Consider the following 16,594-nt stretch of genomic DNA (forward strand, 5'->3'; position numbering starts at 1 on the left):
ACTCATAATGTGCTCACTTTCGCAAATTCGGTTGGGAAGACGTCGAGGCGGTTGCGCAAGGCAGGGCCAAAGGCCGGCGCTTCGATTTCAAAGGTTTCGCCCGGCGCCACGCTGACGCCATCGGCAAAGCTCAGGGTAGCCGTGCCAAAGAAATGCACGTGCACATCGCCGGGGCGCTTGAACAGCGGATACTTGAAGTGATGGTGTTCCAGGTTGGCAATCGTGTGCGACATATTCTCTTCGCCGCTGACGAAGGCCTTTTCCCAGCGCACCTTGCCGGCAGCGTCCAGCACGCGCGAAGTACCGGCTATGTGCGCGGGCAATTCGCCCACCAGCAGGGCCGGGCCCACGCTGCAGGCGCGCAGCTTCGAGTGGGCCAGGTACAGATAGTTCTGGCGCTCCGTCACGTGGTCCGAGAATTCATTGCCGATGGCGTAGCCGACCCGGTAAGGCTGGCCGTCGTCGCCGATCACGTACAGGCCGGCGATTTCCGGCTCTTCGCCGCCATCGAGGGCGAAGTCCGGCATGCGCAGCGGCTGGCCGCCCGCGCGCACGATGGAGCCGTCGCCCTTGTAGAACCATTCCGGCTGCGCGCCGGCCGTGCCAGCGGCTGGCTTGCCGCCTTCCACGCCCAGGCGGAACATTTTCATCGAGTCGCTCAGCGACTCGGCGTCGCCGCCGATCTTCTTGTGCATGGCGTCGCGCGCGCCGGCGCTGCCCAGGTGGGTCAGGCCCGTGCCCGTCACGTAGCAGTGCGCTTCATCCGCGTGGTCGAGCGGTGGCAGTACGCGTCCGGCAGCGGCCACGTCCGCATAGGAATGCGTGGCGTTGCCGACGGTGGCGTTCACCAGCTCCGCCAGATTGACACGCTTGCGGATGGCGTCTTGCGCCAGCGCATATGTCGTGTTGTAGCCTTCGATGACGCGGATCACGTCGTCTTGCAGCAGGCCGACGAGGCGGCCGCCGTGTTCATTCGTAAATTGCAGCAACAGCATGGAATTCTCCGCTTAATGTGAATGGCGCGGCACGGCGGAACCGCGATTGCCGACCAGGAAGTCGAAATCGCAGCCTTCGTCGGCCTGCAACACGTGTTCGATGTACAGCTGCTGGTAGCCGCTCTTCGGACCGGGCGCGCTGCCCAGTTCGCGGGCCGCCAGGCGTTCGGCGATTTCCGCGTCGCTGATGTCGATGTTCAGGCTGCCGTTGTGGCAATCGAGGGCGATCATGTCGCCATCGCGCACGATGCCCAACGGGCCGCCCGCCATCGCTTCCGGCGCCACGTGCAGCACGACGGTGCCGTAGGCGGTGCCGCTCATGCGCGCATCCGAAATGCGCACCATGTCGGTGATGCCCTGCGCCAACAGTTTCGGCGGCAAGCCCATGTTGCCCACTTCCGCCATACCCGGATAGCCTTTCGGGCCGCAGTTCTTCATGACCAGCACGGAATCGGCATCGACGTCCAGATCCGGATCAAGGATGCGCGATTTATAGTGCTCGAAATCCTCGAACACGACGGCCTTGCCCTGGTGCTGCATCAGATGCGGCGAAGCGGCCGACGGTTTCAATACGGCGCCGCGCGGCGCCAGGTTACCGCGCAGCACGCAAATGCCGCCATCGGCCAGCAAGGGGTTGTCCAGGGTGCGCACCACTTCATCGTTGTAGATGGGCGCTTCGACGCAGTTGTCCCACAGCGACTTGCCGTTGACGGTCAGCGCATTCTTGTGCGGCAGCAAGTCGCCCTCGCCCAGGCGGCGTATGACGGCAGGCAAGCCGCCCGCATAGTAAAACTCTTCCATCAGGAAACGGCCCGACGGCAGCAAGTCGACGATGGTCGGCGTGCCGCGCCCTACACGGGTCCAGTCTTCCAGTTCCAGCGGCACGCCGATGCGGCCGGCAATCGCCTTCAGGTGGATCACGGCGTTGGTCGAACCGCCGATGGCGGCGTTGACCTTGATGGCGTTTTCAAATGCTTCGCGCGTCAGCACTTTCGACAGGCGCAGGTCTTCGTGCACCATTTCCACGATGCGGATGCCCGACATGTGGGCCAGCACGTAGCGGCGCGAATCGACGGCGGGGATGGCGGCGTTGTGCGGCAGCGACGTGCCCAGCGCTTCAGCCATGCTGGCCATCGTCGAGGCCGTACCCATGGTGTTGCAGGTACCGGCCGAGCGCGACATGCCCGATTCGGCCGACATGAACTGGTGCAGGGTGATGGAACCGGCCTTCATCTGCTCGTGCAACTGCCATACGGCGGTGCCGGAACCGATATCCTTGCCATTCAACTTGCCGTTCAGCATGGGTCCGCCGCTGACGACGATGGTGGGGATGTCGACGCTGGCCGCGCCCATCAGCAGCGCCGGCGTCGTCTTGTCGCAGCCGACCAGCAGCACGACGGCGTCCATCGGGTTGCCGCGGATCGATTCTTCCACGTCCATCGAAGCCAGGTTGCGCGTCAGCATGGCCGTCGGGCGCAGATTCGATTCGCCGTTCGAGAAGACGGGGAATTCCACGGGGAAACCGCCCGCTTCCAGGATGCCGCGCTTGACGTGCTCGGCCAGCTGGCGGAAATGCGCGTTGCAGGGAGTCAGTTCGGACCAGGTATTGCAGATGCCGATGATGGGCTTGCCGTGAAACTCGTGGTCAGGTATGCCCTGGTTTTTCATCCAGCTGCGGTACATGAAGCCGTTCTTGTCCTGCGAGCCGAACCACTCGGCAGAGCGCAGGGCAACCTTCTTTTTTGTCTCAGACATGCCATTCTCCTGGTTGTGCTATGCCGGATCTAATGTCGTCGGCCCGGGCAGCGATGTTGGAATACTAAAGAATCCTGCCATGCCTTTCCAATCAATTTTTAATGCGTTCCGATACCGAAAACGGTATCAGCATGCCGTAATGAAAACGCCCTGCGGGCACGTGGCGGCAGGGCGTGGGCTGTTTTCGCAGGGGTACTTATCCGACGGAAAAGCGGTACACGGTGTGCGTCCGATATTCCTCGCCCGGACGCAAGATGCTGTTCGGGAAGTGGAACTGGTTCGGCGAATCCGGGAAATGCTGGGTTTCCAGGCATAACGCGCTGCGGTAGCCGTTGGCGCACAGCTTGCCGGGCTGGCTGCCGTCGAGGAAATTGCCGGAATAAAACTGGACGCCGGGCTCCTGCGTGTACACCTGCATCATCCTGCCCGATTGCGGATCGCGCACGGTGGCGGCCAGGCTGAGCAGCTGACCCGGCTGTTGATTCAGCACAAAGTTGTGATCGTAGCCACGGCCGATGCGGAGCTGCTCGTGCGGCAAATCGATACTGTCGCCGATGACGGTGCTCTGGCGCAAGTCGAACGGCGTGCCGGACACGTCCGCCAGTTCGCCCGTGGGAATCGAACCCGCGTCCACGGGCAGATAGCGATCCGCATTGATCGTCACCTCGTGACCGAGGATATCGCCGTGCCCCGCCAGATTGAAATAGCTGTGGTTGGTCAAGTTGACGGGCGTGGCCTGATCCGTCACGGCGTGGTAGCGCAGGCTCAGGGCATTGTCGTTGTCCAGTTCGTACACGACGGTCACGTCCAGCTTGCCCGGATAGCCATCTTCGCCGTGCGGGCTGCTGCGCGTGAACGTGACGCCGGCGGCATCGTCCCGCGTGAACGGCTCGGCCTGCCACATGACTTGGTGAAAGCCCTGGTTGCCGCCATGCAAGTGATTCGGTGCATTGTTGACGGCCAGCTGGTAATCCTTGCCGTCGAGGCTGAAGCGTCCCTCGGCAATGCGGTTGCCGAAACGCCCGATGACGGCGCCCAGGAAAGCGCCATTGGCCAGATAGGGTTCGAGGCGCTCGAAACCGAGCACCACGTCGGCCAACGTACCGTCGCGGTCCGGCACGTGGATTGCGCTGATGATGGCGCCAAAGTCGAGCACTTTGACTTGCATGCCCTGGCGGTTCGTCAGGGTAAACACGGTGACGTGCTGGCCACCGGGCAGGATGCCGAACGGCGCTTGCGTCACTGAAACAGAATCAACTGGGGTCATGGCGTCGGGTCCGAAACGTTACAGGGTCGATGAGCGGCCAAACACGGGCATGCCTTGCGCATCCCAGCGCAGCGGTTTGACGAACGTGTGGCGATCCGGGTTCCACAGCGGGTCGCCGACGATTTCCGTGTAGGTGCGGGCATGGTACACCAGCAATACGCCGTCGCCGTCCTCGGCCGTCGTGAAGCTGTTGTGGCCGGGGCCGTAGATGCCGTGCTCGTAGCATGTGGCAAACACGGGCTCGGGCGACTTGCTCCACGAGAACGGATCGAGCAAATCGGCCGACGCATCGGCCCACAGCAAGCCCATCGCATAATTTTCATCTGTGGCGCTGGCCGAATAGCTGATGAAGATCTTGCCATTGCGTTTCAACACGGACGGCCCCTCGTTGACCCAGAAGCCGCGGATTTCCCAGTCGAATTCCGGCTTGCTCAACATCACGGGCGGACCGGCCAGCTGCCACGGCGTGGCCATCGGCGCGATATACAGGTTCGAATTGCCTTCGATGGCCACGTCCTTCTGCGCCCACAGGTAATACAGCACGCCGTCGTGCGTAAAGGTAGTGGCGTCCAGGCAAAAGGTGTCGATGCCCGTGTCGATCTGGCCCATGAATTCCCACTCGCCTTCCAGCGGGTTGGCATTCGTATTGCGGATCGCATACATGCGGTGCTGGAACAATTTATGCTTGATTTCGCGGCTCGGCGCGGCGGCGAAATACACATACCAGGCGCCCTGGTTGAAGTGCAATTCCGGCGCCCACACCAGTTCGCTGTACGGACCCGTGTCCGGCTTGTGCCACACGTCGACCGTGGGCGCGTCGGCCAGGCCGGCGATGCTGTCGGCGCGGCGCAGTTCGATGCGGTCGTACTGGGGCACGGAGGCCGTAAAGTAATAATAGCCGTCGCTGTGGCGGTAAATGTGCGGGTCGGCGCGTTGTTCGATCAGCGGTTTCAAGACGTCTGCCATGTTGCTTACTCCATTCAGTTATTCTTACGCGGCGACAAAACCGCGTTTGTGCATTTCCGACTTGACGCCGCTGTAGTACGCATCGCTGATGCGGTACTTGAACATCAGCAAGCCCATCAGCAGGTGAAAGAAGCCGGGGATGATCGACAGCATCAGGGCGATGCCGTTCAGGGCGAATTGCGTTTGCTCATGGTTCGGCTGGTAGTCGAAATACGCGAGCAGCACGCCCACCAGGCCGCCCGCCACCGCCATGCCCGCCTTCTGGCAGACGGAAATGCCGCCAAAGGCGAAGCCGGAAACGCGCTTGCCCGTCTTGACTTGACCGTAATCAATGGTTTCCGCGATGGCCGACCAGAACACGGGCGCATGCAAGTCCACCACGAAGGACAGCAGGAAATACAGGGCGAAGGCCAGCACCGTGTCGCTCGGTTTTACGAAGAAATAGATCGCCAGGCTGATCAGCGCGACGCCGATCTGCGTGTAGCGGAACAGTTTAACTTTGCAATAGAACTTGGTGATCCAGGTCGAGGCGATCATGGCCAGGATGGCGGCCACCACGCCCGTGGTCAAAAAGGCAGCCACCGTTTCCGTGCTGCCGCCCAGATAGTATTTCGCGTAATAAATGGCGACGGAACCGCGCACCACGTAGCCGATGGTGCCCGTGACGCACACGCCGCACAGCACCAGCCACTGGTCGTTCTGCAGCAGCACTTTCAATTGCGCCAGCAGCGGTTGCTTTTCCACTACGTGCACGACCCGCTCGGTGGTGGAGAAATAGCAGAACAGGAACAGGGCCACGCCCATGACGGCCATCACGGCCATGGCCGCCTGGTAGCCGACGGCCGGGTTGCCGCCGCCCCAGCGCTGCGACAGGACCGGCACGACGATGGTCACCATGAAGGCGCCGATCTTGGCGAAGAACAAACGGTAGCCGTTGGCCGACAGGCGGTCCTGCGGGTCGCTCGTCAAGCCGCTGATCAGGGAAATATACGGGATGCCCACGCCGGCCGTCATGATCGTCATCAGGATATACGTGGAATATGCCCAGATCAGCTTGGCGTCATACTGCCACTCGGGCGTGCTGAAGACAAAGAAGACGCTGACGCCATACGGCACTGCAAGCCACAGCAGGTAAGGGCGGTAGCGGCCCGAGGCAAAGCTGTAGCGGTCCGTGATCTGGCCCATGACGAGATCGGCGATGGCGCCGATGACTTTCACGGCCACGAACAGCAGGGCCAGGTCCGTGGTTTTCAAGCCATAGATATCGGTATAGAAAAAGGTGATGATCAACATCATCGACGAAATGACGACATTGAGCGCCATGTCGCCGGCGCCGAAGCCGACCTTTTCAACGGTGGATAATTTTTGCGTCTCCATGCTTTCCGTCCATTCTTTTTATGATGAATCGTGCGTGACTGTCCAACTGACAGGGGCGTTGCCGGCCGAAACCATGGCAACGCCCTTGGATACTGCTTTTTTCACTCATGTAAAACGTTCAGGGCAAGGCGCGTTGCCGAAGACAGTACGAGGAGTACGGCGAGGCAATGCAACGCAGCCATGGACGTTTTACATTTTCCAGCGTAAAGAGAGGCCAACTGTCCGGTCATAGCGCCGCATATCGCGCGCATACACGCCCGGTTCGTTCCAGTAATCCTTGAACTTGGTATCGAGCAAGTTATTCCCATCGAGGGTCACGGTGAACTGCTCGTTGATCTTGTACGACAACGAACCGTCGAGCTGGGCCGTCGGCGCCACTTTCAAGTCCAGGCCGGGGCCGCCCTGGTTGTAGCTGTCGATGAATTTCGAGCGCCAGTTGTAGGCCAGGCGGCCAGACCACGCATCTTTTTCGTACAGCAACACCAGGTTGTAGGCGTAGCGCGACACGCCCGTGATCGCATGGCTGCCCGTCTCGTCGTCGGTGGTGCCGCTCATGTAGGTGCCGTTCGCTTGCAAGCCCAGGCCGCTCAAGATGCCAGGCAAGCCGTCATAGAACTGCTGGTAGCCGATTTCCAGGCCTTGCAGCTTGCCGGCCGCCGTGTTGTACGGGCGGTCCACGTCATACGTCTTGCCGGCAATGGTTTCGCTGGAAATGCGCTGCTGGATATACCCGTCGAACTTGTGGTGGAACACGGTGGCGGTGACGGAACCGGCCGGTGCGAAATACCATTCCAGTGCCGCGTCGACATTGTCGCCCACGACCGGTTTCAAATTCGGATTGCCGCCCGCGCCCGTCGCCTTCACCGTTTCCGTCGAGTTGACGAGGGCCACGCCCGGGTTCAGCTGGGCAAAGCCGGAGCGGCTGATGGTGCGGCCCGCCGCAAAGCGGCCAACCAGGTCGGCGCGCAGCTTGATTTTCAGGGCCACGCTCGGCAGCACATCGGTGCTGGACGTGTCGCTGATGACGGGCGTGTAGACGCCATCCTGCGAGCTGTTGCCTTGCAAGCTTTGCTCCGTGCGTACGACGCGCACGCCCAGGGTGCCGTCGACGGGATAGTCAGCCAGCTTGAAGGCGACCTTTGCCTTGGTGTAGATGGAATACGTCTTTTCCGTGTCCTTGAAGAACGAACCCGGATCCATGGCGCGCGCCGCGCTGCTGCCCGTGACGGCTTCGCGGATGGTGCCCGTGTTATTGAGCAAGAAGCTGGCGCACGGCGTGTACCACTGCTTCAAACCATAGTCGGGGCCGCCGCTGGACATCGGTTCCGACAAGCAATTGAGGCCTGGAATCGACGTCACGCTCTGGCGGCCGAACGGAAATGCGACGCCGGACACGTCCGGTGCTTCCGCATTGCCCTCGAAACTCTTGATCGATTCGGCTTCGCGCTTGACGCCGCGCAAGCCGACGCTGATTTCCTTGAAGATGCCGCTGGCACTCGGCGTGTACGCCAGGTCGGCGCGCACATCGTTCGAGCTACCCTGGTCCTGGCCATAGCGGTCGAAAAAGCCCTTCAAATAGTAATTCGACGGGTCTTGCAAGTCGATGCCCGTGTAATCGACGTGCAAGGTGCCGTTCTGGTTGGTATTGATGGTGGCGTTCGGCACGACGGTGATGGCGTCGAGGATGGGGTTGCGCCATTTGAAGGTACTTTTGGTGCTGGCCACTTCCGACGTGAAACGCCATTCCGGGTTGATATCCCACAAACCGCCGACGGCAAACTGGTGCGTTTTCGTCTCGTTCTTGTTCGCCTGCGTCGACATGATGGTGTTGACGTTGGTCGAGGTGAGGGTTTGCAGCTGGTTGGTGCCGGGAATTTTGGTGGCGGACACGGGCGTGCCCCACCATGGCAAGCCGACGAAGTAATCGGACTCGGCATCGAGCAGGAAGCGCGTGGCCATGCCTTCCGCATACAGCTCGACATCGGCGTTCGGACGCCATTGCAGCACGGCATTGGCGGTCGTGCGGCGGCGGTCGCCCTTGATCGGCAGCAAACCCACCTGGTCCGGCCCCGTCAAACCGGGCAACAGGAAACTTTTATCCACGGGCGCCGTATTGAATGCGCGTTCTTCATGGTAACGGTGCTGCTGCTGCGACAAGCCCAGCAGCGCGCCCACTTCGCCGATTCCCGTCTTCCAGCGGTTCGCCACCATGCCGCTGATGTTCGGGTCGGTGGCTTTCGATTTGTCGCTGTAGACGGCGCGCGTATTCACGCTGGCCGTGAACTCCTTGAAGTCGAACGGGCGGTTGGTGCGCACGTCGATGATGCCGGCCACGCCGCCTTCAACCTGGTCCGCGCCCTGCGATTTGTACACGTCCACGCGCTGCAGCATGGTGGCGGGAATGTCGGCCAGGTTGACGTAGCGGCCCGTGGTGGTGAACAGTTCGCGACCATTGAGTAGGGTCGTGACATCGCGCAAGCCGCGGATCATGACGGCGCTGGCCTCGCCCGAATCGCGGCGGATCTGGATGCCGGAAATGCGCGCCAGGGTTTCGGCAACATTGTTATCAGGGAATTTGCCGATGTCGTCGGCCACGATGGAATCGATGACCTGGTCCGAGCGCATCTTGATCTGCTGCGAATTTTGCGCCGAGCGGCGCACGCCGCTGACGGTCACGACCGACACTTCTGCAGCAGGCTCGGCACTGGCATCGGCCGTCACCGCCTCCTGCGCCCATACCGAAGCCGTGCTCAGCAAGCCAATACCGGCCAATGCCGCAACGGCAGCCTTCAAGGTGAATGGACGAGGGGAAGTGGCCGCGAGCGGACCGGTGGCGTTGCGCATCATGAATCTCCAGATATTGTATTGATATTTTTGCACTGCTTGCATGTCGTTCGCATGCTCGGCGTTTATCTTAGGGGCTGGGCGATAATCTCTCCAATCAATTTTTCCACTGTGTCGATATCAATTTTGATATCGGCGGCTGGAGGACTTTGGAGGTCGTAAACAGACAACGGCAGGGGCGTCAGAGGAAAGAAAGTGACGGGATGGACGAATACGGAAGAATGCGCAGGGGGCCTGACGAAAGTCGAGCCCTTCCCGGTGGGAGACATGCTCAGGGAAAACGGCGGCATTGACTCGAAGAGAGCGGACCGGGAGGCATATGTGCTAACGAGCGGAGTCTTGATCAGGGGCCAGAATCTGGTCTCGTTGGAAGCGGCGACATAAACCGCACCTCACGGTAGCGGAATAACAACTGGAGCGCGGCATGAAATACCACGTGCCGCTCACATATGGGCACGCGGCGCATGCAATTTATGCAGGTTTGTAGCGCAAGGTTTTCTTGATTATTTTGCCGTTAACCAAGTAAATGCTCATTTCCGTCTCGCTGAAAGGTTCGGAATCGACACAAATATAAACGTCTTTTTCACCAAGTGAGCCAACACTGCCATTACACAAACGCAGTTGACTGCTATCGCTCAATTCCACGCGTGTAACATCCGCGCTACCCGCCGAGACACAGCTGCTGCGTGTCGAACATCTAGCCAACAGCATCCCGCCGCCGCTTTCGGTCGCCAGATGCACCTGCGCCGTCTTCCCGGCACGTGCGGCAATCTCAAAAACCGGTAGCGCCACCAGCTCCAGGCGCTGTTGCTGAGTCAGCTTGAAAAACGCCTCATTTTGAGCAAAGGTGAATCCACTCGCCATGATACCGCTGTCCGGCGGCGTGATCACCGCAGGTTTCTCTGGCGCAGAAGAAGAGCCACCGCCACCGCAAGCAGCTAATAACAACGCCGCCGTTCCCATACCAATCAATGATTTCAAATTCAATTTATTTTCCTGTTCCCTGTACATGAATCAATACTAAAAAGGGACTGGCCCAGCCAGTTCTTCCCGTCTTCTCGAATTTAATATTTTCTCAATATCAAATTATTAGTGCAGGATAGCAATATTTATTTAAAAATCAAAACTGGCATGGCAATGCAAGACGCTGCGGTACAGGTATCCCGTACGCTGATTGGCCTGCGGACCATACGGATGATGTCGAATCTTGAAGGAAAAATCTTGGTGCGGCTGGCGGGGATCGAACCCACGACCCTTGGCTTCGGAGGCCAATACTCTATCCACTGAGCTACAGCCGCGTAGGGGGAATTTCTGAAGTGATGCGAAGGATACCGTTTTTCTTTACCTACGTCTACGGAAACTGTCGTATCGCTGGCAATTGCATGTCACTGCTCAATTTTTGTGCCTATAATTGTGGGTTTCATAAAGGTTTACATCCAAGCATGTAAAAATGCTACCTTACACGGCCATCAGTTTCAAATCTGGACTAAGGACATCATGAGCGACGCACATAACGAACAACAATCAGCGATCAAAACGCCTAAACAATTGCTTGCCGCCGTAGCTGGCTTCTTCCTCATCACCGTCATCGGCATCATCCTGCTGGTGCAGTTCGTCACGGCGCAAAAACTGACGGGCGCCGGTACGGACAGCCAGTCGCCGGAAGCCATCGCCGAGCGCTTGAGCCCAGTGGCCAATGCCGGCTTTACCTTCAAGGATGCCAGCGGTCCGAAAGTGCTGCAAAGCGGCGAAGCCGTCTACACGGCCACCTGCGTGGCGTGTCATGGCGCCGGCGTGGCCGGTGCACCGAAGTTTGGCGATGCGGGCAGCTGGTCGGCCCGCCTGGCCCAGGGCTACGATACGGTCCTGAAACACGCGATCGAAGGCTTGCGCGCGATGCCGGCCAAGGGCGGCAATCCCGACCTCGACGATGTGGAAGTGGCGCGCGCCGTCGTCTACATCGCCAACGCTTCGGGCGGCAAGTTCAAGGAACCGGAAGTGCCGGCACCGGCCGCTGCCGCTGACGGCGCCGCCGCACAAGCCACGGAACCGGCCAAGTAAGCAGCGTCACACCCGTTTCCAGGAACCGCCCGCCAGGGCGGTTTTTTTTTACCCATCGTTTGCGCCAGATCACACGGCGTAAAAAAGCCGCCCGGCTTGCGCGGGGCGGCTGGCAACTTATGCCTGGGACTAGCGTCTTACCACATGATGACGCGGTCTTTCGGCGGCAGATACATCTTGTCGCCCGGTTTCACGTCAAACGCCTGGTAGAAGCCGGGCTGGTTGCGCATGGTGCCGTTGGCGCGGAACTGGCCTGGCGAGTGCGGGTCCGTTTTCAGCAAGACCAGTTGCTGCGCTTCGCGCATCTTCATGCGCCAGACCTGGGCAAAGCCCGCATAGAAGCGCTGCTCGCCCGTGAAACCGTCGATGACGGGGGCTTTCTTGCCGTTCAGCGACAATTTGTACGCTTTGTAGGCGATCGCCACGCCGGAATTGTCGGCGATGTTCTCGCCCAGGGTCAGTTCGCCGTTGACGAAGTGGCCCTTGACGGGGCTGAAGCTGTTGTACTGCGCCACCAGCTGCTTGGTTTTCTTGGCGAAGTTTTTATGGTCGGCCTTGGTCCACCAGTCGCGCAGGTTGCCGTCGCCGTCGTACTGGGCGCCCTGGTCGTCGAAGCCGTGGCTGATTTCATGGCCGATCACGCCGCCGATGGCGCCGTAGTTGACGGCGTCGTCCGCGTTGGCGTCGAAGAATGGCGCTTGCAGGATGGCGGCCGGGAAGACGATTTCGTTCAGTTCCGGGTTGTAATAGGCGTTCACGGTCTGCGGCGTCATGCCCCACTCGTCGCGGTCGATAGGCTGGCCCAGCTTGTTCAATTCGCGATTGTAATTGAGCAAGTGCGAACGCTGGATGTTGCCCACCAGGTCGTCCGACTTGACGTCCAGGCCCGAGTAATCGCGCCATTTGTTCGGATAGCCGATCTTGGTCGTGAACTTGGCCAGCTTGATTTGCGCCTGTTTCTTGGTGACGGGGCTCATCCAGTCGAGCTTGTCGATGCTTTGCTGGTAGGCCGTCATCAGATTTTTCACCAGCGCTTCCATGCGCACCTTGCGCTCGGCCGGGAAATATTGCTCCACGTACAGTTGGCCCACGGCTTCGCCCAGCGCGCCTTCGACGGCGCCCACGCCGCGTTTCCAGCGCGGACGCATTTCCGTCACGCCCGTCAGGGTGGTGCCATAAAACGCAAAGTTTTCATCGACATACGCTTTCGGCAGGTAGCCGGCGTTGGCGTGCAGCAAGTGCCACTGGAAATACGCTTTCCACGTTTCCAGCGGCGTCTTGTTGGCTATCTCGGCAAAACCCTTCAGGTAGCTGGGCTGGCTGACGATCACATAATTGACCTTGCCGGCGATGCCCGTGTCCTTCAGGTAGCGGGCCCAGTCGTAGCCTGGCGCCACGGCGGCCAGTTTCGCCAGTTCCACCTTGTTGTAGGTCTTGACGGGGTCGCGGTTCTGCACATTGCTCCATTGCGCCTTGGCCAGCTCCGTTTCCAGCGCGAGGATGGCTTTCGCATTCGCGGCAGCGTTCGCGTCGCCGGCCAGGCTGAGCATTTTTTCCACGTGGGCCAGGTATTTGGCGCGCGTGTCGGCCTTGCCTGCTTCCAGGTAGTAATCGCGGTCAGGCAAGCCCAGGCCGCTTTGCACGATGTCGGCCACGTATTTGGTGGAATCCTTGGCGTCCTGGTGGATGCCGAAGTCATAAGGCGAAGTCACGCCCAGCTTGCTGAAGTGGGCGATTACGGCCGGCAATTCCGCCTTGTCCTGCAGCACGGCGATCTTCGCCAGCTCCGCGTTCAACGGCGTCAGGCCCAGGCTTTCCAGCTTGGCTTCATCCATGAAGCTGTTATAAAAATCGCCGATTTTCTGGGCATTCGAACCGGCCGCGCGGGCCTTGTCGGCGGCCGCGCCTTCGACGATGCCGCGCAGCTGCGTTTGCGTATCGTCAGCCAGCTTGGCAAAGCTGCCCCAGCTCGACTTGTCGGCAGGAATGACCGTTTCCGCCAGCCATTTGCCATTCAGGTGCTGGAACAGGTCGTCCTGCGCGCGCACGGCAGGGTCGACGTATTCGACGGCGATGCCGGACGTCAGCGCGGCGGCGGCGACGGCCGTGGCGGGAGCGGCGGCGGCTTTCTTGGCCGTATCAGCGGCGCCAGCCATGCCGGACACGCCGGCCAGCAAACTCAGGGTCAATGCACTTAACAAATAACGATTCACGGTTGTCCTCTATATTGTATTGTGTGAAATATAAGGGTCAGAAGGCCCAGGGCTTCTGGCCCGGTTTTTGACTGTAGCATACCGGCCGAAACGACAGAAAGAACTTTGGCCAGAATGCAAAAAAGACCACGCGAGGTGGCCTTTTCTGTTGTTACAGTAGTACGTTTTTCACGACGACGCGCATGCGCTTACCAGATGATGACGCGGTTTTCCGGCGCAACATACATCTTGTCGCCCGGTTTCACGCCAAACGCTTCGTAGAAGCCAGGCTGGTTGACCATGGTGCCATTGGCGCGGTACTGGCCCGGCGAATGGGGGTCGGTCTTGATCTGCACGATCTGCTGCGCTTCGCGCATCTTGCTGCGCCACACCTGGCCAAAGCCCATGTAGAAGCGCTGGTCGCCCGTCAAGCCGTCGAGCACGGGTGCCGGCTTGCCGCCCAGCGAAATTTTATAGGCCTTGTAGGCGATCGCCACGCCCGAGTTGTCGGCGATGTTTTCGCCCAGGGTCAGGGCACCGTTGACGTGGTAGCCAGGCAATGGGCTGTAGCCATCGTATTGCTTGGTCAGCGCATCAGCCTTGGCGGCGAAATTCTTGCGGTCGGCCGGGGTCCACCAGTCGCGCAGGTTGCCGTCGCCATCGGACTGGCTGCCCTTGTCGTCGAAGCCGTGGCTGATTTCATGGCCGATGACGGCGCCGATGGCGCCATAGTTGACGGCGTCGTCCGCGTTGGCGTCGAAGAACGGCGGCTGCAGGATGGAGGCCGGGAAGACGATTTCATTCATCGTCGAGCTGTAATAGGCGTTCACCGTCTGCGGCGTCATGCCCCACTCTTCGCGGTCGATCGGCTTGCCCAGCTTGGCCACCTGGCGCGCGGAGCCGAAGTTGGCGGCGCGCATCATGTTGCCCACCAAGTCGCCCTGGACGATCTGCAGCTTCGTGTAATCGCGCCATTTGTTCGGATACGCGATCTTCGGCGTGAACTTGGCCAGCTTGGCTTGCGCTTCCTTCTTGGTTTCCGGGCTCATCCAGTCCAGGGTGTCGATGCTGTCCTTGTAGGCGGCCAGCACGTTTTTCACCAGTTCCTGCATGTGCGCCTTGCGTTCTGCCGGGAAGTATTGCGCCACGTACAGTTTGCCGACGGCTTCGCCCAGCACGCCTTCGACGGCACCCACGCCACGCTTCCAGCGCGGCTGGTTTTCCGTCACGCCGCTGAGAACCGTGCCGTAGAAGGCAAAGCTTTCATCGACGAAGTTTTTCGACAGGTAGCTGGCATAGCTGCGCAGCAACTGCCATTCGAAATACGCTTTCAGGGTGTCCAGATCGCTTGACGCCAGCACCTTGTTGTAGCCGGCCAGGTAGCTCGGCTGGTTGACGATGACGTAATCGACCTTGTTGGCGATGCCCAGCGCGGCCAGGCCGGACTTCAGGTCGTAGCCCGGGGTCAGCTCGTTCAGCGTGTTGATGTCGGTCTTGTTGTAGCGTTTGACAGGGTCGCGGTTCTCGACCTTGGTCCATTGCACTTCGGCCAGGGCCGTTTCCAGTGCCACGACAGCCTTGGCGCGGGCGGCGGCATTCTTGTCGCCGGCCATGGCCAGCATTTTTTCCACGTGCGCCTGGTATTTTTCTTTGACGCCAGCCTGCTTGGCTTCCAGGTAGTAGTCGCGGTCCGGCATGCCCAGGCCGCTTTGGCTCACGTAGGCCGCATATTTCGTCGAAGCACGGGCATCCTGGCCCACGTAGACGGCGTACGGCGTGGCCACGCCCGTCTGGCTCAGGTGGGCGATCAGGGCCGGCACGCCCTTCTTGTCGCGCAGCGAGCGGATGCGGTTCAGTTCGCCGGCCAGCGGCTTCGTGCCCAGCGCCTCCAGCTTGGCTTCATCCATGTAGCTGGCGTACAGGTCGCTGATTTTCTGCGCTTCGGAACCGGCCTTCTTGTTTTTGTCCTTTTGCGTGGCTTCGATGATGCCGCGCAACTGTGGCGTGGTGTCATCGCGCAGCTTGGCGAACGAACCCCAGCTCGACTTGTCGGCAGGAATCTCGGCCGTGGCCAGCCACTTGCCATTCAAATGGGTGAAGAAATCGTCCTGCACGCGCACGGCGGGGTCGATGTACTGCACATCGATGCCGGAAACGACGCCGGCGGCGGCAGGTGCGGAAGGTGCGACACTGGGGGCCACGGTCGGGGCGGCAACGGCGGATGCGGGTTCGGCGGCATGGGCAAACGCAGCCAACAGGGTCAGGGTCAGACTGCTCAAGAGATAGCGATTCACGGATTGTCCTTATGGGGCATGTCAAAAAGACCGGGCGGATAGCTTCGGGCGGATAGCCTGCCGCGCCAGGCGCTGCAGGAATGTAGCACGCAAGCATGCCTTTTGGCCATCCTTGCCCCTTGCTTGCCCCCCGCGCTTACCCCCTGCTTACCCTCAGTTGCCGGGCAAGGTGATACCGGCGCCCCCGCTGCCCATGCTCACGCCCGCGCCGCTCATGCCGCCCTTGCCACCGCCCTTGCGCCCGCCGTGCTCGCCACCGGGCGCGCCGCGCGATTCGCTGTGGGGCGCGGCGGCGTCCATCACGCGCGCCATCTGGCCGGCGATGAACTGGGCCACCATCTGGCGCTGGTTCTCGTCCAGAGCATCGTTGACGCTCAGCCACCATTCGCGCAGCTGCTTTTCTTCGGCCAGGCTCTGCGTGCTTTCCGTGTCCAGGCCGGCGAGCAAGTCACGCAGCTCCAGCCGGGGCGTTTGCAAACCCTGCGCCACGCCCGCTTGCAGGCGTTCGCGGCGCGCCTTGCGTTCGCGCAACAATTGACGCGATTTCCCTTCCACCTGCTGCCACAAGGTGGTCTGATTCGCATTGAGCTTCAATTCCGTCCTGAAATCGGGCGCCATCGGCAGCAAGTCTTCCAGGCGCATGTCGGCAATCGGCACGGCCGAGGCGGTCAAGGCGGTGGCGCCCAGCAGCAAGGCCAGGCTGAAACGGCGCACGGCGGGGAGAAAGGTCAACGAGGTCATGGGGGCTCCGGATAAAAAAAAGCCTGCGTCCGCAGACGCAGGCAAAACCACTTCGGGTCGAGAATGCGAGTCCACTATAGGGCCGCGGCACACGCTTTTTTT

11 protein-coding genes and 1 tRNA gene are annotated in these 16,594 nt (G+C 60.7%); 1 reads left to right on the forward strand and 11 read right to left on the reverse strand.

Annotation, left to right across the window (positions count from 1 at the left end; genetic code table 11):
• Positions 1 to 2 precede the first annotated feature (2 nt).
• The 8 genes from araD1 to OX459_RS17085 all read right to left on the reverse strand — a co-directional run bounded on the left by araD1 (position 3) and on the right by OX459_RS17085 (position 10,502).
• Positions 3 to 995 carry an AraD1 family protein gene (gene araD1, locus OX459_RS17050; RefSeq protein WP_289905910.1) on the reverse strand — a complete coding sequence of 331 codons (993 nt, stop codon included), beginning with the start codon at positions 993 to 995 and terminating at the stop codon, positions 3 to 5.
• A gap of 12 nt (positions 996 to 1,007) precedes the next feature.
• The gene (locus OX459_RS17055; protein WP_289905912.1) at positions 1,008 to 2,750 is read right to left on the reverse strand and encodes an IlvD/Edd family dehydratase; all 1,743 of its coding nucleotides are present in this window, start codon (positions 2,748 to 2,750) and stop codon (positions 1,008 to 1,010) included.
• Between the two features lie 196 nt (positions 2,751 to 2,946).
• On the reverse strand, positions 2,947 to 4,017 hold the full coding sequence (locus OX459_RS17060) for an aldose epimerase family protein (protein WP_289905913.1): 1,071 nt from the start codon (positions 4,015 to 4,017) through the stop codon (positions 2,947 to 2,949).
• An 18-nt stretch (positions 4,018 to 4,035) separates the two neighbouring features.
• Complete coding sequence (locus OX459_RS17065; protein ID WP_289905914.1) at positions 4,036 to 4,983, reverse strand: glycoside hydrolase family 43 protein; 948 nt, start codon at positions 4,981 to 4,983, stop codon at positions 4,036 to 4,038.
• Between the two features lie 24 nt (positions 4,984 to 5,007).
• Positions 5,008 to 6,360 carry an MFS transporter gene (locus tag OX459_RS17070; protein ID WP_289905915.1) on the reverse strand — a complete coding sequence of 451 codons (1,353 nt, stop codon included), beginning with the start codon at positions 6,358 to 6,360 and terminating at the stop codon, positions 5,008 to 5,010.
• A 189-nt stretch (positions 6,361 to 6,549) separates the two neighbouring features.
• Positions 6,550 to 9,207, reverse strand: coding sequence for a TonB-dependent receptor (locus OX459_RS17075; protein WP_289905916.1), 2,658 nt, complete (start codon positions 9,205 to 9,207; stop codon positions 6,550 to 6,552).
• Positions 9,208 to 9,675: 468 nt separating this feature from the next.
• Positions 9,676 to 10,215, reverse strand: a complete 540-nt coding sequence (locus OX459_RS17080; protein WP_289905917.1) for a hypothetical protein — start codon at positions 10,213 to 10,215, stop codon at positions 9,676 to 9,678.
• A gap of 211 nt (positions 10,216 to 10,426) precedes the next feature.
• A tRNA-Arg gene (locus OX459_RS17085) sits at positions 10,427 to 10,502 on the reverse strand.
• Between the two features lie 199 nt (positions 10,503 to 10,701).
• Here OX459_RS17085 and OX459_RS17090 point away from each other — a divergent pair.
• Positions 10,702 to 11,265 carry a c-type cytochrome gene (locus OX459_RS17090; RefSeq protein WP_289905918.1) on the forward strand — a complete coding sequence of 188 codons (564 nt, stop codon included), beginning with the start codon at positions 10,702 to 10,704 and terminating at the stop codon, positions 11,263 to 11,265.
• Between the two features lie 137 nt (positions 11,266 to 11,402).
• On the opposite strand, the gene OX459_RS17095 is transcribed toward OX459_RS17090, so the two are convergent.
• From OX459_RS17095 to OX459_RS17105, 3 genes are all read right to left on the reverse strand, one after another.
• Positions 11,403 to 13,478, reverse strand: a complete 2,076-nt coding sequence (locus OX459_RS17095; RefSeq protein WP_289905919.1) for a M13-type metalloendopeptidase — start codon at positions 13,476 to 13,478, stop codon at positions 11,403 to 11,405.
• A gap of 188 nt (positions 13,479 to 13,666) precedes the next feature.
• Entirely contained in the window at positions 13,667 to 15,751 is a 2,085-nt protein-coding gene (locus tag OX459_RS17100; protein WP_289905920.1) for a M13-type metalloendopeptidase, read from the reverse strand.
• Positions 15,752 to 15,904: 153 nt separating this feature from the next.
• Positions 15,905 to 16,492, reverse strand: a complete 588-nt coding sequence (locus OX459_RS17105) for a hypothetical protein (RefSeq protein WP_289905921.1) — start codon at positions 16,490 to 16,492, stop codon at positions 15,905 to 15,907.
• Positions 16,493 to 16,594: the final 102 nt, after the last annotated feature.

Origin of the sequence: Janthinobacterium sp. SUN026 (assembly GCF_030397625.1) — a bacterium.
Classification (GTDB): domain Bacteria; phylum Pseudomonadota; class Gammaproteobacteria; order Burkholderiales; family Burkholderiaceae_D; genus Janthinobacterium; species Janthinobacterium kumbetense.

Coding starts and splice junctions, on each gene's coding strand:
- araD1 (WP_289905910.1), bottom strand. CDS start 995: ATGCTGTTGCTGCAATTTACGAATGAACACGGCGGCCGCCTCGTCGGC.
- OX459_RS17055 (WP_289905912.1), bottom strand. CDS start 2,750: ATGTCTGAGACAAAAAAGAAGGTTGCCCTGCGCTCTGCCGAGTGGTTC.
- OX459_RS17060 (WP_289905913.1), bottom strand. CDS start 4,017: ATGACCCCAGTTGATTCTGTTTCAGTGACGCAAGCGCCGTTCGGCATC.
- OX459_RS17065 (WP_289905914.1), bottom strand. CDS start 4,983: ATGGCAGACGTCTTGAAACCGCTGATCGAACAACGCGCCGACCCGCAC.
- OX459_RS17070 (WP_289905915.1), bottom strand. CDS start 6,360: ATGGAGACGCAAAAATTATCCACCGTTGAAAAGGTCGGCTTCGGCGCC.
- OX459_RS17075 (WP_289905916.1), bottom strand. CDS start 9,207: ATGATGCGCAACGCCACCGGTCCGCTCGCGGCCACTTCCCCTCGTCCA.
- OX459_RS17080 (WP_289905917.1), bottom strand. CDS start 10,215: ATGTACAGGGAACAGGAAAATAAATTGAATTTGAAATCATTGATTGGT.
- OX459_RS17090 (WP_289905918.1), top strand. CDS start 10,702: ATGAGCGACGCACATAACGAACAACAATCAGCGATCAAAACGCCTAAA.
- OX459_RS17105 (WP_289905921.1), bottom strand. CDS start 16,492: ATGACCTCGTTGACCTTTCTCCCCGCCGTGCGCCGTTTCAGCCTGGCC.